The organism is Thalassospira sp. CH_XMU1448-2, from assembly GCF_037027285.1.
GTDB classification, from domain to species: domain Bacteria; phylum Pseudomonadota; class Alphaproteobacteria; order Rhodospirillales; family Thalassospiraceae; genus Thalassospira; species Thalassospira profundimaris_C.
The window spans coordinates 35,591-61,045 of sequence record NZ_JAYMEA010000005.1 but is presented as its reverse complement, the minus strand read 5'-3'; the positions used below and the strand labels follow the sequence as shown (position 1 = coordinate 61,045).

The 25,455-nt window shown below is 54.7% G+C and carries 23 protein-coding genes; 13 read left to right on the top strand and 10 right to left on the bottom strand.

Annotation, left to right across the window (positions count from 1 at the left end; all coding sequences use genetic code 11):
- Positions 1–504, top strand: coding sequence for a F0F1 ATP synthase subunit B family protein (locus WA318_RS16860; protein WP_114097128.1), 504 nt, complete (start codon positions 1–3; stop codon positions 502–504).
- Between the two features lie 114 nt (positions 505–618).
- Here WA318_RS16860 and WA318_RS16855 read toward each other — a convergent pair whose 3' ends face one another.
- Positions 619–1,581 carry a glutathione S-transferase family protein gene (locus WA318_RS16855; protein ID WP_336082998.1) on the bottom strand — a complete coding sequence of 321 codons (963 nt, stop codon included), beginning with the start codon at positions 1,579–1,581 and terminating at the stop codon, positions 619–621.
- A gap of 175 nt (positions 1,582–1,756) precedes the next feature.
- Here WA318_RS16855 and WA318_RS16850 point away from each other — a divergent pair, with 175 nt between their 5' ends.
- Positions 1,757–2,722: a LysR family transcriptional regulator gene (locus WA318_RS16850; protein WP_114097130.1), complete on the top strand. Its 966-nt coding sequence runs from the start codon at positions 1,757–1,759 to the stop codon at positions 2,720–2,722.
- Positions 2,723–2,773: 51 nt separating this feature from the next.
- Here WA318_RS16850 and WA318_RS16845 read toward each other — a convergent pair whose 3' ends face one another.
- Genes WA318_RS16845 through WA318_RS16830 form a run of 4 tightly spaced genes read right to left on the bottom strand, consistent with a single transcriptional unit; the run spans position 2,774 to position 9,551 of the window.
- Positions 2,774–4,849: a hypothetical protein gene (locus WA318_RS16845; RefSeq protein ID WP_336082995.1), complete on the bottom strand. Its 2,076-nt coding sequence runs from the start codon at positions 4,847–4,849 to the stop codon at positions 2,774–2,776.
- Positions 4,846–7,560: a DUF4159 domain-containing protein gene (locus WA318_RS16840; RefSeq protein WP_336082993.1), complete on the bottom strand. Its 2,715-nt coding sequence runs from the start codon at positions 7,558–7,560 to the stop codon at positions 4,846–4,848. Before WA318_RS16840 ends, WA318_RS16845 begins: the two co-directional genes overlap by 4 nt.
- Entirely contained in the window at positions 7,557–8,510 is a 954-nt protein-coding gene (locus WA318_RS16835) for a DUF58 domain-containing protein (RefSeq protein ID WP_114097133.1), read from the bottom strand. The genes WA318_RS16840 and WA318_RS16835 overlap by 4 nt, the downstream gene beginning before the upstream one ends.
- Positions 8,511–9,551: an AAA family ATPase gene (locus tag WA318_RS16830; RefSeq protein ID WP_114097134.1), complete on the bottom strand. Its 1,041-nt coding sequence runs from the start codon at positions 9,549–9,551 to the stop codon at positions 8,511–8,513. It lies immediately after the preceding gene.
- A gap of 11 nt (positions 9,552–9,562) precedes the next feature.
- Here WA318_RS16830 and WA318_RS16825 point away from each other — a divergent pair, with 11 nt between their 5' ends.
- From WA318_RS16825 to WA318_RS16805, 5 genes are read left to right on the top strand one after another with little or no spacing between them, the layout of a single operon-like run.
- Positions 9,563–10,243, top strand: a complete 681-nt coding sequence (locus WA318_RS16825; RefSeq protein ID WP_336082990.1) for a DUF1285 domain-containing protein — start codon at positions 9,563–9,565, stop codon at positions 10,241–10,243.
- A complete protein-coding gene (locus WA318_RS16820; RefSeq protein ID WP_114097136.1) occupies positions 10,243–10,887 on the top strand; it encodes a CoA pyrophosphatase in 645 nt (214 codons plus the stop codon). Before WA318_RS16825 ends, WA318_RS16820 begins: the two co-directional genes overlap by 1 nt.
- Before the next feature lie 24 nt (positions 10,888–10,911).
- Complete coding sequence (locus tag WA318_RS16815) at positions 10,912–11,199, top strand: hypothetical protein (protein ID WP_114097137.1); 288 nt, start codon at positions 10,912–10,914, stop codon at positions 11,197–11,199.
- A gap of 60 nt (positions 11,200–11,259) precedes the next feature.
- On the top strand, positions 11,260–12,579 hold the full coding sequence (locus WA318_RS16810) for a CCA tRNA nucleotidyltransferase (protein ID WP_336082986.1): 1,320 nt from the start codon (positions 11,260–11,262) through the stop codon (positions 12,577–12,579).
- On the top strand, positions 12,576–13,226 hold the full coding sequence (locus WA318_RS16805; RefSeq protein WP_336082984.1) for a GDSL-type esterase/lipase family protein: 651 nt from the start codon (positions 12,576–12,578) through the stop codon (positions 13,224–13,226). Before WA318_RS16810 ends, WA318_RS16805 begins: the two co-directional genes overlap by 4 nt.
- Before the next feature lie 6 nt (positions 13,227–13,232).
- Here the strand turns inward: WA318_RS16805 and WA318_RS16800 are convergent, their stop codons facing one another.
- The 5 genes from WA318_RS16800 to WA318_RS16780 all read right to left on the bottom strand — a co-directional run bounded on the left by WA318_RS16800 (position 13,233) and on the right by WA318_RS16780 (position 18,927).
- Entirely contained in the window at positions 13,233–13,586 is a 354-nt protein-coding gene (locus WA318_RS16800) for a hypothetical protein (RefSeq protein ID WP_114097140.1), read from the bottom strand.
- Positions 13,587–13,713: 127 nt separating this feature from the next.
- Positions 13,714–15,495 (bottom strand): GGDEF domain-containing protein, encoded by a 1,782-nt coding sequence (locus WA318_RS16795; protein ID WP_258548624.1) that lies wholly within the window; start codon positions 15,493–15,495, stop codon positions 13,714–13,716.
- Between the two features lie 265 nt (positions 15,496–15,760).
- Positions 15,761–16,717: a site-specific tyrosine recombinase XerD gene (gene xerD / locus WA318_RS16790; RefSeq protein ID WP_336082980.1), complete on the bottom strand. Its 957-nt coding sequence runs from the start codon at positions 16,715–16,717 to the stop codon at positions 15,761–15,763.
- A gap of 13 nt (positions 16,718–16,730) precedes the next feature.
- On the bottom strand, positions 16,731–18,788 hold the full coding sequence (locus WA318_RS16785; protein ID WP_336082978.1) for an antifreeze glycopeptide: 2,058 nt from the start codon (positions 18,786–18,788) through the stop codon (positions 16,731–16,733).
- 1 nt (position 18,789) lies between these two features.
- Complete coding sequence (locus WA318_RS16780; RefSeq protein ID WP_170310220.1) at positions 18,790–18,927, bottom strand: hypothetical protein; 138 nt, start codon at positions 18,925–18,927, stop codon at positions 18,790–18,792.
- Positions 18,928–19,360: 433 nt separating this feature from the next.
- On the opposite strand from WA318_RS16780, the gene WA318_RS16775 reads away from it, so the two are divergent.
- The 6 genes from WA318_RS16775 (at position 19,361) to WA318_RS16750 (ending at position 25,454) form a co-directional block, all read left to right on the top strand.
- Entirely contained in the window at positions 19,361–19,972 is a 612-nt protein-coding gene (locus WA318_RS16775; RefSeq protein ID WP_114097144.1) for a shikimate kinase, read from the top strand.
- Positions 19,941–21,092 carry a 3-dehydroquinate synthase gene (aroB, locus tag WA318_RS16770; protein ID WP_443082649.1) on the top strand — a complete coding sequence of 384 codons (1,152 nt, stop codon included), beginning with the start codon at positions 19,941–19,943 and terminating at the stop codon, positions 21,090–21,092. The genes WA318_RS16775 and aroB overlap by 32 nt, the downstream gene beginning before the upstream one ends.
- Positions 21,093–21,260: 168 nt before the next feature.
- Positions 21,261–22,535, top strand: a complete 1,275-nt coding sequence (locus tag WA318_RS16765; protein ID WP_336082971.1) for an HlyC/CorC family transporter — start codon at positions 21,261–21,263, stop codon at positions 22,533–22,535.
- A 229-nt stretch (positions 22,536–22,764) separates the two neighbouring features.
- The gene (locus tag WA318_RS16760; RefSeq protein ID WP_114097147.1) at positions 22,765–23,214 is read left to right on the top strand and encodes a CBS domain-containing protein; all 450 of its coding nucleotides are present in this window, start codon (positions 22,765–22,767) and stop codon (positions 23,212–23,214) included.
- 175 nt (positions 23,215–23,389) lie between these two features.
- On the top strand, positions 23,390–23,971 hold the full coding sequence (locus tag WA318_RS16755; RefSeq protein WP_114097148.1) for a DUF2889 domain-containing protein: 582 nt from the start codon (positions 23,390–23,392) through the stop codon (positions 23,969–23,971).
- Between the two features lie 262 nt (positions 23,972–24,233).
- Positions 24,234–25,454 carry a hypothetical protein gene (locus WA318_RS16750; protein ID WP_336082966.1) on the top strand — a complete coding sequence of 407 codons (1,221 nt, stop codon included), beginning with the start codon at positions 24,234–24,236 and terminating at the stop codon, positions 25,452–25,454.
- Position 25,455 lies beyond the last annotated feature (1 nt).

Below are 25,455 nucleotides of genomic sequence, written 5' to 3'. Positions count from 1 at the left end.
ATGGCAACCCAAGAGGTTACTTTCCTTACCGATCCATACACCTGGACTACGCTTTCTTTCGTCCTGGTCGCCGGTTTTGGCGGTTTCAAGGCCGTTAAAGGCATCTCGAGCGCACTTGATAAACGTGCGCAGAAGATCTCTGACGAGCTGGACGAAGCTCAGCGTCTTCGCGAAGAAGCTCAAGAGCTTCTGGCCAATTATCAGGCCAAACAACGCGAAGCCCTGAAGGAAGCTGACGAGATCCGCGCACATGCGAAGGTGGAAGCCGATCGTATGCTTGAAAGCGCCCAGGCTGAGCTGAAAGCGGCACTTAAACGCCGCGAGCAGCAGGCTCTGGAACGTATCTCCAACCTGGAAAGCCAGGCTGTTGCTGAAGTTCGTGCGCATGTCGCCGAAATCGCAGCAAAGGCAACCACTGCCCTTGTCACTGACAAGGTCGCGGGTGCCAAGGCAGACGAGTTGGTGAACGGCGCGATCGCGGAAATCAAAGTTCGCCTGAACTAAGATTTTCCGGTTTCGGAAATTGAAAACCCCGCAAGCATCGCTTGCGGGGTTTTTGTTTGTGTTCAGCCAGGAACCTGCTTCGTCATTTCGTCGGGGCTGACAAACCGGCGTGCCTTAACGTAAAAAACGATCCCGATCATGGGCACCGTCAAAATCAAGGCCCGGCCCGACCGGCACAACGCCCGACGGGTTCACTGACGGGTGGCTTTGGTAATAGTGTTTCTTGATGTGATCGAAATGCACGGTCTGTTTGACACCGGGATGCTGATAAAGCGCCTTGGTGTAGTTCCACAGATTGGGATATTCGTGGATCATCTTGCGGTTACATTTGAAATGACCGTGATAGACCGCATCAAAGCGCAACAGGGTCGGGAACAGGCGCCAGTCGGCTTCTGTCAGTGTGTCGCCAATCAGGTAGGCCTGTTTGCTCAAACGGTGTTCAAGCCAGTCCAGCGCGTCAAAAAGGGTCGTAACGGCCTCTTCATAGGCCTCCTGGCTGGTGGCAAACCCGGATTTGTAAACGCCGTTATTCACATCATGATAAACACGCTCGTTAACGGCATCAATTTCACTACGCAAATGTTCGGGATAGTAGTCGCCCGCTTTGGCGCCAACTCTGTCAAAGGCGGTATTTAACATTCTGATGATGTCAGAAGATTCGTTGCTGACGATCCGGCTTGTTTTCTTGTCCCACAGGACCGGAACCGTGACGCGACCGGTGTAATCGGATTTGGCCGCGCTATAGACCTGATGCAGCAAGGCATGACCGCCCAAGTCATCAACAAGCCCCTCATCGGGCGAGAATTGCCATCCATCGTCACCCATGTGCCAATGTACGACCGATACCGAAATCATGTCTTCAAGGCCTTTGAGGGAGCGGAAGATCAGGGTGCGATGCGCCCAGGGGCAGGCATAGGAAACATAAAGATGGTAACGACCTGATTCGGCCGGGAATTCGGCATCGGGGTCAGCAGAAAGCCATTGCCGAAAGACCGAGTCCTGCCGGTTGAACTTGCCGTTTTTGTTCTTGGCCAGCAGCGCTTCGGTCTGCCATACGCCATTTACCAGTTGACCCATCTTGTTCCTCCGTCACGGACCTGCGCGTCACGCCTAACGATGATCATGGCAGGTCGGTAATTATGCTGTTTCTTTCATTGTCGCGATTTCCGCGTTGAAGACAATCCGGTGATGTGAGATTTATTTGTTTCCCAATGCGCAACAGTCGTGTTGCGAAGCGATCAGGAGAACGACGATGTTGATCGGTAATCTGGACGGTATGACCGTTTTTGCCCGCGTGGTTGAGGAAGCCAGTTTTTCCGGTGCTGCACGCAAACTCGGCATGTCGAAATCCGCTGTCAGCAAGCATGTCACCAAGCTTGAAGACAGTCTTGGCATCCGGCTCCTGAACCGCACGACACGTCGTCTTAGTCTGACCGATGCCGGGTCGACCTTTTATCAGCATTGTGCACGTGTCGTCGAAGAGATCGAAACAGCCGAACATGCCCTGACGGATTTGCGCGGGACGCCGCGTGGTACCCTTCGGATTTCGGCACCCCTGACGTTCGGGCAAATGTATTTGCCGCAACTGGTCACGGAATTCATGGCAATGTATCCGGGGCTGCATGTCGATATTCATCTGGCCGATCATATGGTTGATCTGGTCGCCGAAGGGTTCGACATGGCGATCCGCATTACCCGTCTCAAGGATTCAAGCATGATTGCGCGCAAGCTGGCCGATTTTACCGGTCACGTCGTTGCTGCACCGGCTTATCTCGAACAGCATGGCGAGCCGAAAACACCCCAGGAACTGGCCGATCACAAGACGCTTGCCTATACCAACGTTGCCAGCCCGAATATCTGGGATTTCGAAGGTCCCGACGGCCCGGTCACGGTCCGGGTCAATCCGGTCATGTCGTGCAATAACGGTGAGTTCACATCAATTGCAGCCATCCGGGGGCTGGGTATCGCGCGCGAGCCGGAATTCATCGTTGCCGAGGCGCTCAGCGAAGGCAGGCTTGTCCGCATTCTCAAGGATTATGATCCGCTCAATAATGGCGGTATCTATGCGGTATATCCGGAACGTCGCCACCTGCCGAGCAAGGTACGTGTGTTTATCGATTTTCTGGCCGAAAAATTCCGTGGCGGGCTTTGCAATTTCCACGAAGCTGCCTGCAAGGAATACAAGGAAGGTCGGGGGCGGCAGCGTCTGGCCCCCTGATATGTGTTCGCACAGGGTTGTTAGCGTTTTTGGTCCATCGCAACAGAGAAGCTATTTGCTTTCCACCCGCCAGCCAAGAAGGCAAATCGCCCCGATCAGCAGGGCAATGATCGGGATCGGCAGCAGGTTGGTGATACCGCCAATCACGGTCTTGTAGCTGTCGGTTTCAATGAAACCTGCCCAATTGCCACCATGCCAGATGCGATCATCGGGAACATGGCGCAAATCCGGAAGACCGTCCTCGATCCGCCCTATATAACCGCCATTTTCTGCCACCAGTCCGGCCAGAAGTTCCGGTGTGGAGTTGGTGTTCTGGGTTTCTGCAGTCAAAACATCCCGATCGACATGCAGGGCTGTTTGCTGGCGTTCATTGCGATCAAGAACGCTGACCCGGATCAGCCCGCGTTCCGCAATCGGCACGACGGCCTGCCACGACTGGTCGGGCAATTGTTCGAAACTGGCATTGATCTGCTCGCCGGTTTCCGGATTGATGGCGCTTGCCCTATCCGGTGCTGCTCCGATCTTGCGCCAGTTCAGGATAAGGCTTTGTCCGTCGGCACTGCGCGACGTCGTAACCGTGTTTTCGTCAAGAGCAGGCTCCTTCATCAGCCAATGTGACAGGCGGCGCAACAGTTCGGCAACCGGACCACCACCGTCATGACCCCGTTGCCACAGCCACATCTGGTCGGAACTGAGCATCGCGACCCGGCCTTCCTCAACCCGTTGCAGGGTCAGAAGCGGCATGTCATCAGCCCCGGTCAGAAGCGTCATGGCATCGGGATCGGAAACCCGTGTTTCGATCTGACGATACCAGCGCCCCCATTTCGGTGGTGTGTTTGGTGATCCGGCAATTGCGGCGGTCACCGGATGCAGTCGACCAGCCGCATTCACACGCGGAACAAATGGTTGTTCGACGATGCGACCGGTTGCTTCGGCGGGCATCAGGCTGTTAAGGGCGGTGCTTGATAGCCCGTCAGGTCCGATATATTCCGGCCCGGCAACCACCAATGCAGCCCCGCCCCAGCGCACAAAATCAACAACCTTTTCCAGATAGTGCGGCGGCAAAACCCCGCGCATCTGATAGCGGTCAAAAATGATCAGATCGAACTGACGCAGGCGAACTTCAAAAAGATCGCGGATCGGAAACGGGATCAGGGCCAGTTCATTGATCGGTGTGTCATCGCCTTTTTCGGGCGGACGCAAAATGGTGAAATGTACCAGATCAACACCGGGATCAGCCCGCAAAAGATTGCGCCATGCCCGTTCACCCGGATGGGGTTCCCCCGATAGTAGCAAGACCCGCAACCGGTCACGAACGCCGGTGGTTTCAAGGATCAGGCGATTATTGGTTTTATCGGTTTCCTCGGGCGCGTCATCCATGCGCAATTCTGCCAGAACCGATCCGGCATGGGGTACGGGAATGCTGACCCGGCTCTGCTCGTTGGCAGGCAGCAAGATTTCATTTTCAGTGCCGTCTTCAAGCAGCATCCTGACCGGGATGGCGGTACCGGGCGGCAGGTCATGATCAATCGCCTCGATCATGAATTCGGCCTTTTTGCCAACAATGCCGTAATCAGCACTTTGGCGAATGACAAGGCGGCGATCGCGTTCATCGCGCGCGCCGCTGATCAGAACATGCAAAGGCGCACCAAGATCAAGGCGGGTCGGAACGTCATGGACCTGGCCGTCGGTGATCATCATCACCCCGCCCAGACGTTCACGCGGAATGCCGCCCAGCATCCGATCAAGAACGGCAAACATGCGTGTGTCTGACTCACCGCTGACATTTTCGAACCGCAACTCGACCGATGGATCATCTGCAAAACGATCCCTGAGTTCGGCGATGGCCTTGTCTGTCTGCTCTGTCCGGTTGGCAATGCGCTGACTTGCCGATCTGTCGACCAGAACCAGCACAATGTCGCTCAGCTTCTCACTTTCGCGGTCAGTGAATTGCGGTGCCAGAAGCGCAAGCAGGACAAGCACCATCACACCCCCGCGCCAGACCGTTCCGCGCAGTCTAAACAAGGTAAACAGAATGATTGCCACAAGACACAGTACCGCCAAGCCCTGAAGGATCGTGATATCAAGCAGCGGGGAAATCTGAAGGTTTTGCCAGCCCTGATTCATCGTCCCAGCCTTTCCAGAATGGCTGGAAGGTGGACCTGATCGCCCTTGTAACTTCCGGTCAGGGCATACATCACAAGATTGATGCCAAAGCGCACCGCCATTTCGCGCTGACGTGGGGCGATGTCCTCTGAGCGGATTTCATCGCGGCCTTCGGGGATCATCCAGGCCGATGCCCAGTCATTGCCACCAAACAAAACCGAGGCAACACCGTCCAGTCGCTGATTGGGGCGAGCATCAAGCCAAAGCGGGGCCGAAAACCGGCCATAGGCATGATCAAGCAAATAGAAGCTGCGAAACAGAATATGATCGCCCGGTGCCCGATCAAGAAGCGGAACTTCAAGCCCGGCCAGCAAACGGCGCAGGCGGGCTGGCTGAACTTCGCGGTCACGACTGTCGATCAGGATCATGCCGCCATTATTCAGATAGCGGTTCAACCGTTCGCGTGCGCGCTCTGAAAACGCAGCCTGTCCGTCAACAAGCGGCCAATAGATCAGGGGATAGAAACTTAGCTCGTCGGTTTCAGGATCGATCCCATCTACTGTATTAAGGTCCGCAGCACTGCGACGGCGCAGATATTCCGTCAAACCGGTCATGCCGGCCTGACTAAGCCGGTCGACCGGTGCCACGCCGGTTTTCAAATAGGCCAGACGTGGTTGCAGGGCGGCTTCCTGTAGCGAGGCTGCATGACTGCTTCCAGACGATCCCATAAGGATGGCGCTGGTCATCCCCGCAATTCCGATCACCATCAGGATCGAGGTAAAGGCATTGCTGCGCCGGTTACGTCGTAACGTCACATGATGAATGGCAAGCAGGATCAGCGCATCACACAGCAGCAACAACAGTGCCCCCAACAGACAAAGGGCTGCCAGATCGACCTGGTCATGACGGGTAATCTGGCGGACACTCACCCCGGATGGCCAGTTGACGGTATTGGCAATATTGCCAAGGGACGGGCCAAGGTTAAGTGCAACCGCCTGTCCGTTTTCCCCGTAAATACCCGGCGGGTGGCGCGGGTTCGGGGATGGAAGTGGCGCTCGTACCGGCAGGATCACCGCATCTGGTTGATGGGTTTGTCCAAACCCGTCCAGAATTGCTTGCGGCGGCAGGCTGGTGCTGAGTTCGGCGTCACTATTGTTGCTTGGGCTGGCAAGAGGCAGGATTTTTTGCCACAGCTCGACAAACAGACCCGACATCGGAAGGTTCGACCAGTCCGCCCAAGGTGTTACATGGAACAGAACAATACGGCCGGAATTGCGCGTGGCACTGGTGATCAGGGGGGTGCCATCGGTCAGTCGCGCCCAGGTCTTGCTCAGAATATCTGGGTCCGGTTCGGCAAGAAGCTGGCGGTTAACGGTGATGTCGCCTGGAATGGCAATGCCGTAAAACGGACTGTTATCGGGGAAATCAAGCAGGCGCTTTGGCTTCTCCCATGACATGGAACCACCAAAATCGCGGTTGCCCAAACGCAACGTCACCGGCAAAAATTCATTGCCGATGTCGGTCGAACTGTCACCGGCAAATCGCACCAGCATTCCGCCGTCATTGACCCAGCGTTCCAGTGCTTCGAACTGGCTGCCAAGTCCGGAAATCGGGCCGGTTGCGACCAGAATGTCGACTTTCCTGTCCAGAAGCTGACCAAGCGGCGCATAGGTCACATCGGCATAGGGTGAAATAGCACGATCAAGGAAGAAATACTGATCTGACAGAACACCGGGACTGTCACCTGAACTGACAATCACGCCAACGCGCCGCTGTTGCCAGCGCGCCCCGGTCTGATACATCGTTGCCGCACTTTCGATACCTTCAACGCCGACAGCCTGAATGGCATTGGCAATGTCACTTGGTAAAAAGATGGCGATTTCGCTCTGGTCACTATTGGCGGCAAGTTCGGCAGTATGGCGTAACAGGACGGAACCCCGTTCGCCACGGGCCAGCAGGTTGATTGTACGCGGATTCTCGTTGCGGTCATGGGCGATGGATACAACCATGCCGGTGCGTGAACGTGTCAGTGACGTGATGGCAATCCTGTCGGTCCGGGTTGGTGAAATGACGGTGATCGGGGCAATATCCTGAAGGTCTGTGGCAAGTGCGGATTTGCCTGGGCCATCCATATTGTCGGTCAGCCACAGGATACTTCCGATTGCATTGTTCATTTCCGGATTTTCGGAAATCAGATCAGAAAGGGCCGCATAGTCGGAATTCCACGGGCGCGGATGCAGGCGATCAATCAGGTTTTCAGTATCATGCGGGGAAACCGGCCCAACAAGCTCGGGCAGTTTCCATGTCGATGCGCCTGCGGCCTCGGGAGCGGTGTGCGCGACATAGATGGTCCGAAGGTCAAAGCGCGCCTGATTGGCAATCTGTTGCAAGGCGACGCGATATTGCGACCAGTTGGCAGCACTTTCCCAACCGTTATCGGCAATGATCAGAAGCGCCCCCTCATTCCGGGCAAAGTCGTTGCGGTTCATCACCGGACGCGCGGCGGCAATGATCAGTAATGTCAGGATAAGACAGCGCAGAATGGTCTGCCAGATCGGGGCGCGCTGAATATCGCGGCGCTGGCTTTTCAGACCGCGTAATAGCCGTGCGGCCGGAAAGATCACATTCTTTGGCGCACGCGGGGCCGAGCGGATCAAAAGCCAGACAATCGGCAAAACCATCAGGCCAGCCAGCATCGCAGGATAAAGGAATGTGATGGCCGACAGGCTCATGACATCTCCTGCTGGTTATGGCGATGCAAGTTTGGTCGTCCGCGACCGTTTGATCCGCTTTGATTTTGCCGCTCGCTGAGATGCTGATACAGCGCAAGCAGGGTCGGGCTGGCACTTTCGGACGTGACATGACGATCATAAAGCCAGTCATTATGACGTGCAGCATCGCGCACTGCTGCGCGCCATTTGCGGGCCCGCTGTTTGAAGCCATCCGCAATGTCTTCGAACTTTTCGCTGCGATAGATCATCTGATCGTCGGTATCAAACAGATCAACGCGTCCGCGAAATGGCGGGGATATTTCAGCCGGATCAAGAATTTGCACCAGTGCCCCGTCATTCTGATACTGGCCAAGTCGCCGGATGACATTGGTGCTTTTTTCAGCCTGATCTGAAAATTCCAGAAAATCACCCAATAGCAGGACCGATTGCTTGCGCCCGGCATGTATGCCGCTTCCTTGTTCGGCGATGCTTTGCGGTGTTGCCAGCATCGCATGGGCCAGCTTTTCAAGATGTTCGGCCGACGTGATCCGGGTGCGTTCCCCGTCAAAGGTGCCAACGGTCTCGCCATTGCGGATCAAAAGATCGGCCAGCGCGATGGAAATGATCAGGGTGCGCTCGGCCTTGGACGGAATGGAACTATCGGATGACCAGTACATGGACGGCGAAAGGACCGGCCAGATCCAGTAATTGTGGCTGGCTTGCCATTCGGTCTGGCGGATAAAGGTATGATCGCTGCGTGCGGACCGACGCCAGTCTATCTGGTTGGTCGGGTCGCCGGGAACATAGGGCCGGAATTGCCAGAAATCACTGCCCGGGCCGACCTTGCGATTGCCATGCAGACCGCTTCGCAAACTGATGGCCGTTCTGCGGGACTCATCAATCAGCTGGGGCAGCCGTGCCGCAAGGGCGCGTGCGGCGGCAACATGATCATGCACGGCGGGAACGGCCAATTATGCTTTCTCCTGCAAGTGGGCAAGGGCATCCGTGATCAGGCCTTTGGCAGTGAACCCTTCGGCGCGCGCGCCATAGGTCAGACCGAAACGATGACGCAGGACGGGGACAGCGAGTTCTTCGATATCCTCAAGCGACGGGGCGAAACGTCCAAACAGCATCGCACGTGCCCGGCATGCCAGCGAAAGCGCCTGTGCTGCACGCGTCCCCGGACCCCATGCAACATTGTCGCGGATATCGGAAAGCGATGTGCTTTCCGGGCGGCATTCGCGACAGAGTGCAATGATGGTATCAAGCACCCGGTCAGGCATCGGCAGGCGGCGGACAAAATCCTGTGCCTCGACCAGATCATCTGCCTGAAGAACCTGACGCGGACGGGTCGGATACCGCCCGGTGGTTTCGGTTACGATTTTGCGTTCTTCGTCTGCGTCGGGATAGCCAAGGCGCACTTCAAGAAGGAAACGGTCAAGCTGTGCCTCTGGAAGGGGATATGTCCCTTCCTGTTCCAGCGGGTTCTGGGTTGCGACAACATGGAACGGTTCGGGAAGCTTGTGACTGTATCCGGCGACGGATACTTCGCGTTCCTGCATCGCCTGAAGCAGGGCGGACTGGGTGCGCGGGCTGGCACGGTTGATCTCGTCAGCCAGCAACAATTGGCAGAAGACCGGACCCTTGATAAAGCGAAATGCCCGCTTGCCGTCGGCACCTTCTTCAAGGACTTCGGAGCCGAGGATATCGGCCGGCATCAGATCTGGGGTGAACTGAACACGTTTGTCCAGAAGCCCCAGAACCTTGCCGAGCGTATGGGCAAGCAATGATTTGCCAAGCCCCGGCGCACCAACCATCAGGACGTGACCGCCTGATAAAATACCGATAAGTGTTTGCTCTACGGCTTCATTCTGCCCAAATATAACAGATGAAACCATTTTGCGGGCTTCGGCCAGCCGCGCGACACATTCGTCTAAACGAGCGGCGTCGCGTTCCAGACTGCTATCTTGGGAAAATCCCATTTCTTCGGGGAAACGTGGCGCGTTTGTCATGATGCGAAACTTTGCTTCCTTTGTTGCAGCATGGATGCCAGCAGGTTGAAGAACGCAGATGGATTCACATAAATATTACGGGAAAACGTCTGGCTCAGGATCAACTGTACAGCATGAGTGACAACCAACAAACCGTCGATCTTGCCGAAAAATTGTGGTCGCGCCTGCGCGGGCAAAAGCCGGGTAGTGGGCGGCATCCGCAAATCTGCGGCGATATTCCTATGTCTATAGGTCGGGATGGAACCTGGTTCTATCAAGGTGGCCCGATTGGCCGAATTGAGCTGGTGAAACTTTTTTCTTCCGTCCTGCAACGTGACGATGAAGGCGGCCATTGGCTGGTGACGCCTGCCGAGATGGCCCGCATCGAGGTTGAAGACGTCGCCTTCATTGCCGTCGAGATGCAAAATGAAGGCAGCGGACAGGAACAGATCGTTCGTTTCCGGACCAATATTGATCAATGGGTGGAACTTGATATGTCCCATCCCTTGCGGGTTGAACATGATCCGGAAACTGACGAACCATCCCCCTATATCAGCCTCGAACGCGGTCTTGAGGCGCGCCTGAACCGGGCGGTATTTTATCAGCTGGTTGAACTGGCGGACGAAATTATTGAGCCCGAAAGCAATATGTTACGTATTGGCGTGTATAGTCATGGACACTTCTTCGAGATTGGCCGGATGGAGGCTGTTTGATGAGTCCGGATGATATCATTGCCGCCCTCAGGGCACCCCAGACCGACATTTTGCAACGTCGGGGTGATCATGCTGTTGACTATCCGGGGTCGAAATCGCGCGCGCGTGCCTTTGCCGAGGGCGAACTGGTGTCACGGCCTGCGGCCGTTCTGGTGCCATTGGTAAAACGTGAAGCCGGTTTGCATGTCATTTTAACCCGAAGAACGGATCATCTTAGTGACCATGCCGGTCAAATCAGTTTTCCCGGTGGCCGTCAGGAAGAAGAGGACGCGACGCTCGAAGAAACCGCCTTGCGAGAGACGGAAGAAGAAATTGGTCTGTCGCGACGGCATGTCGATCTGGTCGGGCGAATTGACGATTATTATACCGTGACCGGATATCAGGTGACCCCGGTGATTGGTCTGGTGACACCCCCCTTTGATCTGTCGCCAGATGACCATGAGGTGGCCGAGGTTTTTGAAGTACCCCTTAACTTTATCATCGATCCGAGAAACCAGAAGCTCCAGACCGTTACATTCGAGGGAATGCGTCGGCGGTATTTTGCCATTCCGTACCGGGAATATTACATATGGGGGGCAACAGCCGGAATGCTGGTAAACTTCAGTGAAGTCATCCGCGCCAATACACAGACCTTCCAACCTTAAACCAAGTGTCAGGAACTCAGCTTTATGTTGCGACAAATCATCCAGATCGGCCTGCCTCTGATCCTGCCCTTTGTCCTTTACGGGCTGTGGTTGAAATGGGCACGCGTCAAGGCGATCCGGGAAGGTCACGACGTTATTCCGCCATGGAATAAAGGTCCCTGGCTGCTGCTGTTCGGGGCCGGTGTTGCACTGACGGCCGCTATCCTGATTTTCACGGCACTTGGGACTGGCGCACCGCCTGATTCCATCTATCATGCCCCGGTACTGCGTGACGGTGTGGTCGAGCCGGGCTATTTCGAGCCAAAAAAATAACTTGGCATGACATATCGAAGTTTATGTTCAGACGGATAAGCGTTTAAGGCCAAGCGTGCAATGACAGCACTCGAACCAACCGGAAGATTGCAGCCATACGGGATCATGGTTGCCGACGATACCGCCCGCGTGTTTGCCGCCATCGCACAGCATGGCGGCAAGGCGCGCTATGTTGGCGGTATTGTCCGGGATGCCTTGCTTAAACGCGATCTGGTTGATGTTGATATCGCATGCGACCTTGCACCCGAAGAAACGCAAACTGCGCTGGAAAAGGCGGGTATTCGAGTCCTGCCGACCGGGCTCAAACACGGGACGATCACGGCGTTAACAGACGCGGGCACCTATGAAATCACAACCCTGCGTGTTGATGTCGAAACCGATGGACGTCATGCCGAGGTGGCTTTTACCGACAGTTGGCTTGCCGATGCCAAGCGCCGCGATTTTACCTTTAATGCAATTTACTGCGACCCTGACGGCACCGTTTATGATCCGTTTGACGGGGAAACCGATCTTCGCGAAGGGCGGGTGCGGTTTATCGGTGTGGCGGAAAACCGAATTGCCGAGGATTACCTGCGTATCCTGCGGTTCTTCCGGTTTCAGGCATGGTTTGGCCGCCCGCCGGTTGATCCTGTCGGGGCAGAGGCCTGTCGCAAGGGGGCGCATGGGCTGATCGATATTTCGGCCGAGCGTATCCGCGACGAGATGTTCAAGTTATTACGGTCCAGAAGCCCGGCGGGAACCGTCGGGGATATGATCGGCTTTGGTATCCTGCCGGTGATCTTGCCGCAACTGGCGCGGACGGACTGCCTGCGCATCATGCAATGGCTTGATAGTACAGCCCTTGCCGATCCTGCGATCACGCCTGATCCCTTGCGCCGTCTGGCTGCATTGTTCCAGACCGGCGATGACGGGACGGATGACAACCTTGCCGCGGCAGAACGGCTTGCGCGTGCGTTGCGTCTTTCCAACGAGCAGACGGACCGGTTCGCCGCGATGGTGGCACAAGCGCCGCTGATTGATCCCGAAATGTCGGCAGACAATATTCGCCGCGATTTATATCGGATCGGACCGGATGCCTTTCGTGATGCTGTTTTGTTGGCCTGGAGCACGCGGGCCGCTGTCCCGCCACGATGTTCGCGGCAGGAAAATGAACAATGGCAAAGCCTGATTGATGCGGCGAGAAATTGGCAACCGGTCAAATTGCCGATACAAGGTCGCGACATTCTGGCGGCCGGGTTGGCTCCGGCAGGGCCGAAAATTGGCGAATTGTTGAAACAGGCCGAAGAATATTGGCTTGATCACGGGTTTGAACCCGATCAGAACGAACTGAAGACTTATATTGTCGGCCTGCTATCGGCTGGCGCACAGGAGACGGAATGAGCACAGGCGCAATCGGGCATCGCATTTGCTGTTTTGGAGACAGTCTGGTCAATGGTGTCCGCGATGGGGAAAAGGGCGGTTGGCCGATGCGCCTTGGGCGCAGGTTGCTTGAAGAGGCCAAACGTGAAACCACGATATACAATCTTGGCATCCGCGCAGAAACCACCGAGGGACTTAAGGCCCGCTGGAAACTTGAAGCTCAGTTACGCATGGTCACCGAATTTCCGAACATCCTGATGTTCAGCTTTGGCGTCAATGATGCCAACCACGCCGAAGATCGTGGTGAAGAAACCACCATGCGTGTGTCGCCTGCAACGTCGGCTGCAAATGCAGCCGAGATCATCGGGGAAGCATCCAGACTTGCCCCGACACTCTGGATCGGGCCACAGGCGGTGATTGATGGCAGCAAATCCAGTCAGGAAATCAATGAACGTCTGGAAGGGTTAAACCAGATTTATCTGGAAACCGCGCATGGCTTTGACGTGCCTTACCTTGATCTGTTTGCCACCACGCTTAAGGACGATACATGGCAGCGTGCATTGCGCCGTGGTGATGGGTATCACCCCGACAAGGCCGGTTATGACCGGGTGGCCGAACTGATCTGGGAATGGGATGGCTGGAAACGGGCTGTCGGGCTGACCGACTGATCCGGATCAGACAATGATGTTGATATATTGACCACGACCGGCGGCGTTATTTGCACTGGCAGAATTCGTCGTACCGGTCTGCCCGTAGCCTGACGGGTCATACTGGTCGATATAGTTTTCCAGAATGGTTTCTTGTGTGCCTTCCTTGACGAATCGCTGCTGTTCGTTGCGATCACGCTGAAAGGCCTGAACCGCACGTTCAATTTCCTGATCCGTCGTCAAGGAGACGCGGCTGGTCCGTTCAACAGACTGGTTTTGTTGTTGAATTTCCTGTTCGGATTGCTGACGTTGCGCAATCGGACTTGCCGGGCGAACGGGGATTGCCGTTTTAATATCGGACGATGAGGAAACGCTTACCATCGTTGTAGAATGCTCGTGAAAGATCGTTGCTGTTCTGGTCTTTGGTCGGAATATTACCCAGCAATTCTATAATTTGAAGCGTTAATTTGCGGTTGCGAGAAACTTGTTTTCGTATCCCGGTGCAAACTTATTTTCCACTGATCGGAAGCGGTGCACAGGGCGCATCATAAAGTCCGCTGGCAAAACGGTTTATGCTGTTTTTGGCAATCGCCTTGAGCTTGGCAGCTTCGACCGAAATATGGTCAAGGGTGATATCGGTTCGTTCGGGCGGGATGCGGACAAGGGCGGCACTGACGCTCATCAGATCGAATTTTGTCACCTGGTTATCGCGACCCTTGCCGATCAGATAGCCGCGATCACGGGTTTCCTGATCATAGAAACTTTTGATCTGTGCATCGAACATGGCCTGTGCGCGCTGCACGGCTTCGACGGCCACTTCGAAATCAACCGACTGGACATAGGCAAAGAAATCATCGCCGCCGATATGGCCGACAAACCAGTCATTCTGGCTCAGCGCCTTGCCCAGAATATCCTTGAAAAGAAGAATTGCACGGTCACCTTGCCGAAACCCGTAGCGATCATTGAACGGCTTGAAATTATCAAAGTCAAAATAGACGGCAAATCGACGTTTGCGCGGTTGGGATAAGGCATGTGCGGCATATCGATAAATCGCGCTGTTTCCGGGTAATCGGGTCAGCGGGTTTTCATCGCGCGCATTTAACGTGTTGCGTTCATTGACCGCGCGCAGCAGCGCACTTTGATCAAGCACACCAAGATAGCGTCCGTTTTCGGTCAGGATCACGCCATCAAGAGCATTGGTCGCGACAAAGGTTTCAAGCAGTTCCGAAAGACTGGTACGAATGTCTGCAACCGGGCATCTGCGCAGGAACCGTTTGATATTGGCGCGGTTTGCCGGGTTTTGCAGCAATTCACGTCCGAATGGCGTGTAAATGAATGCCTTGAATTCGGAATCGCGAACGACGCCCATCGGCTCGCCATCCGGATTAACGACGGGAACGAGTGTGATGTCGGGGTTCTGCTGAAAATAGGTCAGGATATCAACCGGGTTGATATCACTTGGAATGGCCGGGGTATCAAGCAGGTAGGATCGAACCACGTCATCATCACGATCCGACTGCCGACGGGTATCAGCCGCAATGTCGGCGGCAACCTGAACAAGGTCGGTCCGTTCCGGCAATTCGATGGACGGGCGGGCAATGAAAAAGCCCTGTACCAGATCGCATCCCAACCGGCGGCAACACAGGAATTCCTCACGGGTTTCGACACCTTCGGCGACCACCTGGGCGGCAATCATATGGGCAAAGGCGGTGATTTGGGTGACGAACAGTTCCTTGCGGCGGTCACGGTCAATGCCATCAATGAAGAACCGGTCGATCTTGATGATGTCAGGTTCGCATTCATAAAGGGCGCGCAACTGGGCAAAGCCACTGCCATAATCATCAATGGCGATCTTGAAACCCTGACTGCGATACCGCACCAGAATGTCTTTAAGATAGTCGGCATTGCTGATGTCGTGACGTTCGGAAATCTCAAGAAAGATGGTATCGCGCTCAAGCCCGGCATCGGCCAGAAGGGCTGCCGTCTGACCGGGCTGGTAATCCTCGGTCTTCACAACGCGATTGTCGAAATTGTAAAACAGCTTCAGACGTTTTGCGTCCGGCATCCGGGCGAATTTTTCAATTGCCTTGGCGCGCAGCAGCATATCGACGCTATGCAGGTTGCCTGTATCCCAGGCGGTATCAAACAGGGCCTGAATGGAGGTGAAGCCGGCATCCTCCCAGCGGCGCAAAAGCGCTTCATAGCCGAAAATATGGCCTGTATGCGGGCTGACAATGGGCTGGAATGCGAAGTCGACCTTTTCAACGACCTGCTGCCAGTTCCGCAGCATGACTGGTTTGGTTACAGGTCGGTCCGCTATCAATTCATCTTCTGCATCAAACGCCAATGCAGTTCCCCGATCTTCAAAAATGGCCTGAAATCCCGGATATAAGGAGAAACTATTATTTACGATCTTGCTGGTAGCTCAGGTTCGACAACAACTTGATGACAGTTAGATTACGAATATATGACATCCGCAGAAAAAGTCCGTTTTTATGTCAAATTATCGACTTTTACCTATGCGGGGGTATTAGACAAATCTGATTATTCTGTGGTCAGGATCCGTGTCCGGCCATCCGCGCAAGCGGGTGATGTTCCTGTACCAGCCCGCGCAGGCGAGACTCGAGAACATGGGTATAAATCTGTGTCGTCGAAATATCGGAATGGCCCAGCATTTTCTGTAAGCTGCGCAAATCCGCACCATTGGCCAGAAGGTGACTGGCAAAGGAATGGCGGAGCACATGGGGCGATACGCGCGATGGTGCGATGCCTGACTCAATCGCCAGATCCTTGATCATTTTCAGAAACATCTGGCGTGTCAGGTGGCCGGTTTTACCGCGTGATGGGAATAAGTATGAGGATTGCCCGGGGCGATCAGCGTGCCCGTCTGATTTGTCAGAGGGAATGAATGCATCGCGGACATCAAGGTAATCGCGAAGCGCATCACGGGCCGGATCAGACAGGGGGACAAGCCGTTCCTTGCTGCCTTTACCTCGTACGATCAGCATTTGCGGATCGCGAGCCGCAGCGGCATAGGGCAGTTCGACCAGCTCGGACACACGCATGCCGGTGGCATACATCAACTCGACCATGGCAAGCAGGCGCTTGCCCTTGATGCCAGAATGATTGGCAGCGGTTGTGATCAGACGATCAATTTCGTCAATCGACAGGAACTTGGGAAGTGTCTGTCCCTGTTGCGGGCTGTCGATATTCGACGACGGGTCGTCATTGCGATACCCGTCGGAATAAAGAAACTTGTGAAACTGTCGCAGGGCTGAAAGGCGTCGGGCCTGCGTGCGTGGTGCAAGACCCGCCGCACCCAACTCGGCCATATAGCGACGAAGGTCCTTTTCGGTGGCATCGACCGGACCGGATTTCCCCGCAAGGAGCGACGCCACATAATCTTCAAGGTCACGGCGATAGGCATCAAGCGTGTGGGCACTTGCCCCGCGCTCGGCGGCCATCATTTCAAGAAAAGCCGATATCAGCGAGCTTGTCAGTGCCTTGGCCATTGCCCGGTTTCCATTACTGATCAAATGACAGCAACAGTTCAGTCGCAAGATGCTGCGCATCATCGTGAAGGCCAATCATCTCAAGTGCGGCAACCGTATCTGCCAGTGCCTTGGGATCGGCATTATCCGCATTTGCAATCTGCTGGGCCTGAATGGCCATGGCAACGGTTCTGGCTTTTTGGCGGGCAGCTGCGGACGCCATCATGCTATGGGCAACCGCACTGCTGATCGTCAGGCGATCCTCGGCATAGGGTGCTGTCAAAAGACTGTCCCAAAGACCGGCGGGAACTTCGATACCGAACCCTTCAAACAGGGCAAAGGTCAGTTCTGCATAGCGTTTTGCTGCGGCCTGATCACCGCGCGCAGCCTGCATTTCCTGCCACTCGGTCATACGGGCGCGATGACGCGCAATCGCAGCAGCCTGATCGGTGGCCTTCTGGATGTCTTCGGGGGATGTCGAATTGGGCATGACGGTCGCCGATGCCATGCCGTTATTTGTATTCGGCGTGATCGCGCCACCCAGACCAAAACTTTGCGTAGGCATCTGCGGGGCAAGTCCCGGTAAAGCCGTGCCCATGCTATCGGTTGCGTTCGCAACCTGATTGACCGGCTTTGCCGCACCGGTTTCTTCGAGACCGGCAATGGCAAGAATCGGGTAAAGAAGGCTCAGCCGCGAGGCTATATCATTGCCGGAATTCGATGCGTTCTTGGCGACCTGAAGCCAGTTTTCGGCGCGCTCAAGACTGTTTGCAGCAAGCGACCCCTTAAGGGCATCAACCGCAAACCACGAAAAATCGCCATTGACCGGAATATCGGCAAGTAGTGGCGCACTCAGGCGCGCTGCCTGCATGAAATCGCCTTCGATCTGGGCTGCTTCAAACAGGGCCGCCAGAATTTCGGCGCGCGCAGCAGGAACATCACTTTGTGCGGCGGCCTGATACAGTTTGGCATATTGGCGGGCCTGAATGGCCTCGGCGCCATCATCAAGCGCATTTTCAAGTGCGGACGGCTCGAAGTTTACCGAGCCATAAATCCCGGCAAGTTTTTCAGCATCAATCAGCCCAAGCTTCTCAGCCTTGCGCGCGGCTTCAAGGCGAATATCGGTTGCGGTGGCATTTGCATTGGTGATGCCAATAATTGCCGCAGCATTGTCTGATTCAAGCTGGCTGGTCGGGATCGATTGTTTGGCAATGGCCAGAAGAGCGATGTCAATCGGGCGCAATTGGGCAAGAAGTTCGGATTTAATGGCCGTCCCGCTGCGAATGGCGCTGGCCAGACCAAAGAAGGTTGCATCCTTTTCGCCGTCCATTTCACGGACCAGATCAACCGAGAATGCCGCGGCTGTCGGATCGTTGGCATAGAAGGCACACATGGCAGCGGCCTTTAGCCAGAACAACTGATCATAGCTTGCGCCATAACTTTCAACTGCGGCACAGGCTTCATCCATCTGTGCGCCGATCAAAAGTGCATTCACTTCGGCCTCGGCAAGCAATTCGCCACGCGATCCTTGCGGGGCTGCACGGACCAGTCCGATCGCCTCGTCGAGCGCCCCCATATTGATCAGCTTGGCCACGCGGGCATCAAGGAGACTGATATCCTGTGAGTCCTGCGGCAAGGCAGCGGCTGAAAGCAGCAAACGAACCTGAAGGTCGCGTGCCGCATGAGTGGCTGGTGTGGCTGGTAATTCCGAAATCAGCTGGGCTGCGGATTTACGGGTCGTGCCATTCCACATATCAATGCCCAGCCCGCCACGCGACCGGTCAATGGTTCCGACAGCCTCGGCATCGACTGCGCCAAGAGACAGCGACTGAACCGCATTCGGATCGGAGGGGAACTGCGAAGGAGTGGTGGTTGTGCCGCCAAATCCACCCTGTGACAACGTGCCGCCGGTGCTGTCGGGGGCCGTATTTGTGTCAGAGGATCGCTGTTCTGCATCCCGTTCTGCTTCCTGTTTTAAAAACAGCGGTACAGGTGCCGATGTCTGTGCATTGGCAGGAACGGCGATTGCGCCCGTTCCCGTCATCATTGCCAGTAAACAGGTCTGTATCAGCAGGCGGGAACGCAACGTCATCTTAGTTGAACCTCGAATTCGGAATGGTTTCTTCGATTTGGGTGGTCGGTGCCGGGATATCCCAGGTCACAAGGAACGTCGCACCGCCAACAATGACGGCGATGACCAGCAACAAGATGATGCGCGATAAGATTCTCATTTTAATCCAGACTTCGAAGCGTTTAAGCAAATGACGCAGCTACCAGTATGGCCACGAAAACCAAAGATGCAAGAAACGGAAACCCCATGGCCTGGTCATTTGTTGCAAACGACCATTTGCGCTTCTAGCAAGTCTGGTGCCCCCACCCTGATGATGCCGCGTTTTGGCATGATCAAAGGCGGTGGATGACATTTCAATCCGGCAACTTCAAGGCAGTATAGGATGCTGTTCCTCACAGAGGGTTAATACCCAACGCCGCAACGTGATTAGTCAAATCAGGTTGTCGGAATGTTTCATGTGACCGGGATTGGCAAATATGTGCAGGTTTTTGTCGCCGATGATGTGCGGTTTGCTTGCGTTCGTGGCTCAGCTGCCCTAAAGAATTGGGTAATTTGTATATCAACCGAATGAACTACAGGACTGCAAACCGAACATGGACAGCAACATTGCCGAGTCGGGTTTGCACGAAGACGTGATCGCCAAAATCCGGAACGGTCTTAAGGGCCGGACCCTGGTTTTCATCGGGCTTATGGGCGCTGGAAAAAGCTGCATCGGCCGTATGGTTGCCAAGGAACTGAAACTGGATTTTGTCGATGCCGACCGCGAAATCGAAGAAGCCGCTGGCTGCTCGATTGCCGATATCTTCAAGCTGTATGGCGAAGAGGCATTTCGCGATGGTGAGGAACGTGTAATAGCCCGGTTGCTTGAAGGCGAACCGATTGTATTGGCGACGGGGGGCGGCGCGTTTATTCGTGAACGCACCCGCGAGCTTATTCTTGAAAAATCCGTATCCGTCTGGCTGCGCGCCGATCTGGAATTGCTGTTGCACCGTACGAGCGGGCGTACCCATCGTCCGTTGCTCAATAACGGCGATCCGCGCCAGATTCTGGCCGACCTGATCGAAACGCGTTACCCGGTCTATGCCGGAGCAGACATTATTTTCGACTGTGATGAATCTTCAAAGGAAGCAACGCGGGATGCTGTTCTCGAATTGCTGGCGCAATCCTTTGATGATGACGGTCACCTCATCAAGACAGGAACCTGACAGAGTGAGCAATCACGACACCCTTCGCGTCGAGCTTGGCGCGCGCAGCTACGACATCCTTGTTGGCAGCAACCTTTTGGCTGATACCGCCAAATATATTGCACCGTTCGTCAAAAAGGCCGGTGTTGTCGTGATCAGTGATGCCGTTGTTGCCAGGCATCATCTTGCAATGGTTCTGAACTCCCTTGATGGTGCCGATATCGCCCATCGCGAAGTGATCGTGCCGTCGGGTGAAAAATCCAAAAGCTTTGCCGTGTTCGAAGATGTTGTCGAACAGATACTGGCAATGGGAATTGAACGGTCTACCCTGATTATCGCACTGGGTGGTGGTGTTGTCGGTGACCTGGCTGGTTATGTCGCAGCATCACTTTTGCGTGGTCTTGATTTCGTGCAGATTCCAACGACACTCCTGTCGCAGGTCGACAGTTCTGTCGGCGGAAAAACCGGGATCAACTCGAAATCGGGCAAGAACCTTGTCGGGGCGTTTCATCAGCCGCGTCTGGTTTTGGCCGATACTGCGGTTCTTGATACCCTGCCTGCACGCGAATTGCGTTCTGGCTATGCAGAGGTCGTCAAGTACGGCCTGATTGATGACCCGGAATTCTTTGACTGGCTTGAAGAAAACGGGCAGGCGGTTCTGGCCGAAGATGGTGCGGAGCGGCGTCAGGCTGTTATCAAAAGCTGTGCGGCCAAGGCACGTATCGTCTCGGAAGACGAACGCGAAGGCGGCAAGCGTGCGCTGCTTAATCTTGGTCATACCTTTGGTCATGCGTTTGAAGCGGAAACCGGGTACGGCGAGAAACTTTTGCACGGCGAAGCCGTCGCAATGGGTATGGTCATTGCCCATGATGTCTGTGGTGCCATGGGAATGGCACCCGCCGGTGAAAAAGACCGTATTGTTGCGCATCTGAAATCGGTTGGTCTTCCGGTAAGTGCATCGGAAGTCAGTGGCATGCACTGGGATATCGACAAGGTGATCGGCCACATGTCTCGTGACAAAAAAGTCCGTGATGGCGAGATTACCTTTGTCATGACGCGCGGTATCGGCAAGGCATTTACATCCAAGGCAATGGATGTTGAAAAGATGCGTGCTGCCGTCACGCGATCCTGCCGGGGCTGATTGATCATTTGCGTTTGGATGCCCGGAACCAGTAATGACTGTGTGACGGGTATTCAAAGCGGGTTTTATGATTTGTGATGTCGTTAACTTGTTTAACGCCAATTGACCTTATAGGTGAACACAGGACAAAGTAATCCTGTTGCGATCACTCTTTGGAGACTTCCCTGAATGACAATCACGATTATCGTGATTTTTTTCCTGCTGATGTTGTCGGCATTCTTTTCTGGCTCGGAAACCGCGCTGACGGCTGCGTCGCGTCCGGTGATGCATCACAAGGAACAGGATGGCGACCAGCGGGCCGGGATCGTTAACAGGCTGCGCCAGTATCAGGAACGGTTGCTTGGTGCGATCTTGCTGGGCAACAATATGGTCAACATTCTGGCCTCGGCCCTTGCGACATCGGTGATGATCGAGCTGTTCGGGGAAAATGGCGTTGTTTACGCAACGGCGGTGATGACCGCACTTGTTCTGATCTTCTCGGAAATTCTGCCAAAGACATACGCGTTGCAACATGCCGATACCATGGCGTTGCGTGTCGCACGCCCGATGAGCATTCTCGTCGTCATCTTTGCCCCGGTCACCCAGAGCATTCAGGTCATCGTGCAGGCAACCTTGCGGCTGTTTGGCAGTGGTGAGGGACCCGGACTGGATAGTGAACGCGAATTGCGCGGGGCGATTGAGCTTCATGCCGATGATGTTGTTGTCGGTAATCATCACGCCGAACGGACCATGCTGCATGGGGTTCTTGATCTTGAGGATGTCGGGGTCTGGGAAATCATGGTTCACCGCCGCAAGGTGCAGATGATCGATATTACCCGCCCGATGGACGAAATTCTTGATACGGTACTGGCAAGTCCGCACACCCGTATTCCGATCTATGAAGAAGATCCCGACAATATCGTCGGTGTTCTCCATGCCCGTGAAGTGCTCAAGGCAATTGTACGTGGGGCCAAACCGGCCAATGCCGCCGATGTTCGTGCACTCAGCGCCGAACCATGGTTTATCCCGGATTCAACCACCCTTGCCGATCAGCTCAAGGCATTCAAGGAACGGCATGAGCATTTTGCCATCGTCGTTGACGAATATGGTGCGTTCGAAGGCGTGGTTTCGCTTGAGGACATTCTCGAAGAAATCGTCGGCGATATTGCAGATGAAACCGACGTCGAAGTTGTTGGCGTGCAGCCACAGGCCGATGGATCGGTCATTGTCCGGGGGGATGTCACCATTCGTGACCTGAACCGCCGGTTTGGCTGGCGGCTGCCTGACGAGGAAGCTGCCACTGTTGCAGGTCTGCTTTTGTATGAAACCCGTCGTATTCCTGATGTCGGGCAGCAATTCCGGTTCCACGGGTTCGAGTTCGAAATATTGCGCCGTATCCGCAATCAGATCACCCGTGTCCGGATGAATGAAGTTACCGATCTTGCCGGGGATTCTCACGAATAGCGCCACATACGGTTTCTTGATCAGGTTACGTTAGCTAAACCTTATTCGCGTAAACAGTTTCAGGTTTCTCCACTTATGGGTTAAAATCTTGTTTCAAGGTCTTGACCCAAAGGATTGCAGGGCCACTTGCAGATAAGGGCCCCTATGTATTGCAATGACTTGCAGCATAGAACCAGATGATCCAGTCGGGTTTGGGCATGTGGCAACAGCAATCTGCAGAGAGAAATAAATGGATACGAAAATCGTACCAGGTGTGGTCAAGGAGCAATCCCTCGCAACGCTTAATCCCGCTGATTCCGTAATGGATGCCGTGAACCTGATGTCCGAACGCAAGATCGGTGCCGTGATCATCGTTGATAATTCGGCAAGACTTGCGGGTATTTTTACTGAACGCGACCTTGTGAACCGCGTCGTCGCCCAGGGGCTGGACGCAGCAACCGTCCCTTTGTCCAAGGTGATGACCGCCGACCCCGATACGCTTGCGCCAAATGATTCGGCAATGGATGCGCTTGATCTGATGAGTGCGCGGCGTTACCGCCATCTTCCGGTGGTTGACGGGGATACCGTCATTGGCATGGTGTCGATCCGCGATCTGTTTAATGTGGTCAAGGCTCAACTTGAAGAAGATGTTCGTGAACGTGAAAAGTTCATTTTCGGGTCTGACTACGGAGTTGCCTGATCCTTGTTGATCGTTCGGGTATTGGCTGTAACCGGAACAATCGCGGCTTTGAAAATGCAGGGTTTCGGCGCGAATATCAGGCGGGTGATGTGGCCGCTACATGTGAATGGCGTGCTTTGATACTTGACAGCGCATAGGGGAATGTCCTTACGTTTACGTAAAGGAGAGATTTCCCATGCCATTGTCCCGCCCCGTTGATCGTGAACATATTCATACCCGCACCGTGACCTGTCAGGGTTTCCGTCGCAAAGACGATCTGTGGGACATAGAAGGTCACATCACTGATATCAAGACATATGCCTTCACCAACGATGATCGTGGCGAAATTCCAGCCGGTGAGCCGGTTCATGAAATGTGGATACGGGTTACCATTGGCAACGATCTGGTGATACGTGCGGTCGAGGCAGTCACCGATTATGCGCCGTTCAATGGCTGTGATGCCATTGCGCCAAACTACGAGAAACTGGTTGGTCTTAAACTGGGGCCGGGGCTACGCAAGCAGATCCGCGAACGGGTCGGCGGTGTACATGGCTGTACACATCTGAACGAACTGATGGGGCCGGTTGCGACAACAGCTTTTCAAACTGTTTTCCCGATCCTTGCGCGTGAATCTCTGGTGGCAAGAAAAGCCGAACAGACATCATCCGAAGAAACGCCACGTCGTCGCATGCCGTTGATCAATACCTGTCACGGATGGCGAAGCGACGGGCCAGCGGTCAAACGTATCGCACCTGAATTCTTCACAGGGGATGAATAGTTTTTAGAAAATGCCGTCCTTCGACGAACTGTCAGAGCAGTCTTGCAAGTTCTGAAGTCAGGCCCAATATCAATGCCACTCCGCCACGTGTTTTTGCAGGTTTTTCATGACCGTACTATGCCGTGCTGGAATAACAAAAAAGATCACCAAGGCCATAAATGGTTTGTTGCGCAACACTGACCGGTTTGCGCAGGCTGCGGGCTTGATTGCAATTTCGATGTTGGTCCCTGTTTCACCTGTGTCTGCAACAGGCGGGGGATCAGTGTCGGACGAAGTTTCTCAAGCTGACGATGATGGCATTGAGAACTTCCTGATCCTGCAAACCAATCTTCATCCGCCCTATCAGGAACTTCATAACGGGACGCTGGGTGGATATTCTGTTTCAGTGCTTAATTGTGCGTTTGAACGTATTGGTGTCGGATACGGTCTTGCCGTTGCTCCGCGCCAGCGCAACCGCGAACTGGTCCGTAATGCGCAGGCAGACGGATTTTTCCTGGCCCGGATCAGCCAGTTCATGGATGAATATGCGGTGGCGTCAAACCCGCTGGCACTTGAAAAATGGGTGTGGGTGTCGCCGTCCCGACGGGCGGTTGAAGCGAGCAATGTCAAAGTGCCAAAACCCGATGGTGTGGCAACAATCGGTGCGATACTGGGGTCCAACGAGGCCGAATGGCTCAGCGAGGAAGGCTATACTGATCTGGTGCGCGTGCCGTCGATTGCATCGCTGGTCGGGCAGGTTGCTGCGGGGCGTGTTGATTATGCCTTGATTGATAAACACAGTTTCGAGATCGCTCGCAACGAGCTGGGCATCGGTGCCGAACAGTTTCTGGTTCAGTTTGAACGGTATGCGCCGCTTGTTGTCTATTTCTCAAAGCGCTATGTGGCGAAGTTTCCCGATCTGATTGATCGACTGAATACGGTTCTGGAATTTTGTGAAACCAATCCTATGCGTCTTGAACCGTGGGAACGGGACGCAATTGAACGGGTGCATTTACCTGCTGTTCGGCAATTGGCGCGGTCGCCAGACCTGATCCGAAATGTGCGCGCGGTAATGGAAAGAAACAGGATGCCCGCTGATCAGCGCCGTCTGGTCGATGAAGAATGGACAACCATGGCGCGTCTTGGTGAACCCAGCATGAAGGCCCGTGCTGTACTGGGGAATCAATTATCGGAATTCTTGCGAAACTTTCAGCTTACAAGTGGCGGTCAGGTTGCCGAGGCATTTGTGTTTGATGTCTATGGTCAGATCATCGGGATGAACCGTCTGACGTCGGATTTTGACCAGTCTGACGAGCCGCAATATCAGATGGCACAAAACATCAATCGCGATCATGCCCTGATTGATGACATCAGATTTGATGCATCAACCCGTGCTTTTTTGTCGCAAATTACGGTGCCGATCCTTGATCCGGACAGTGGTCAGACCCTTGCGGTTCTGACCGTCGGGCTTGATGTTTCAGCCGCTTTGCGTCCGGAAAGCTGAT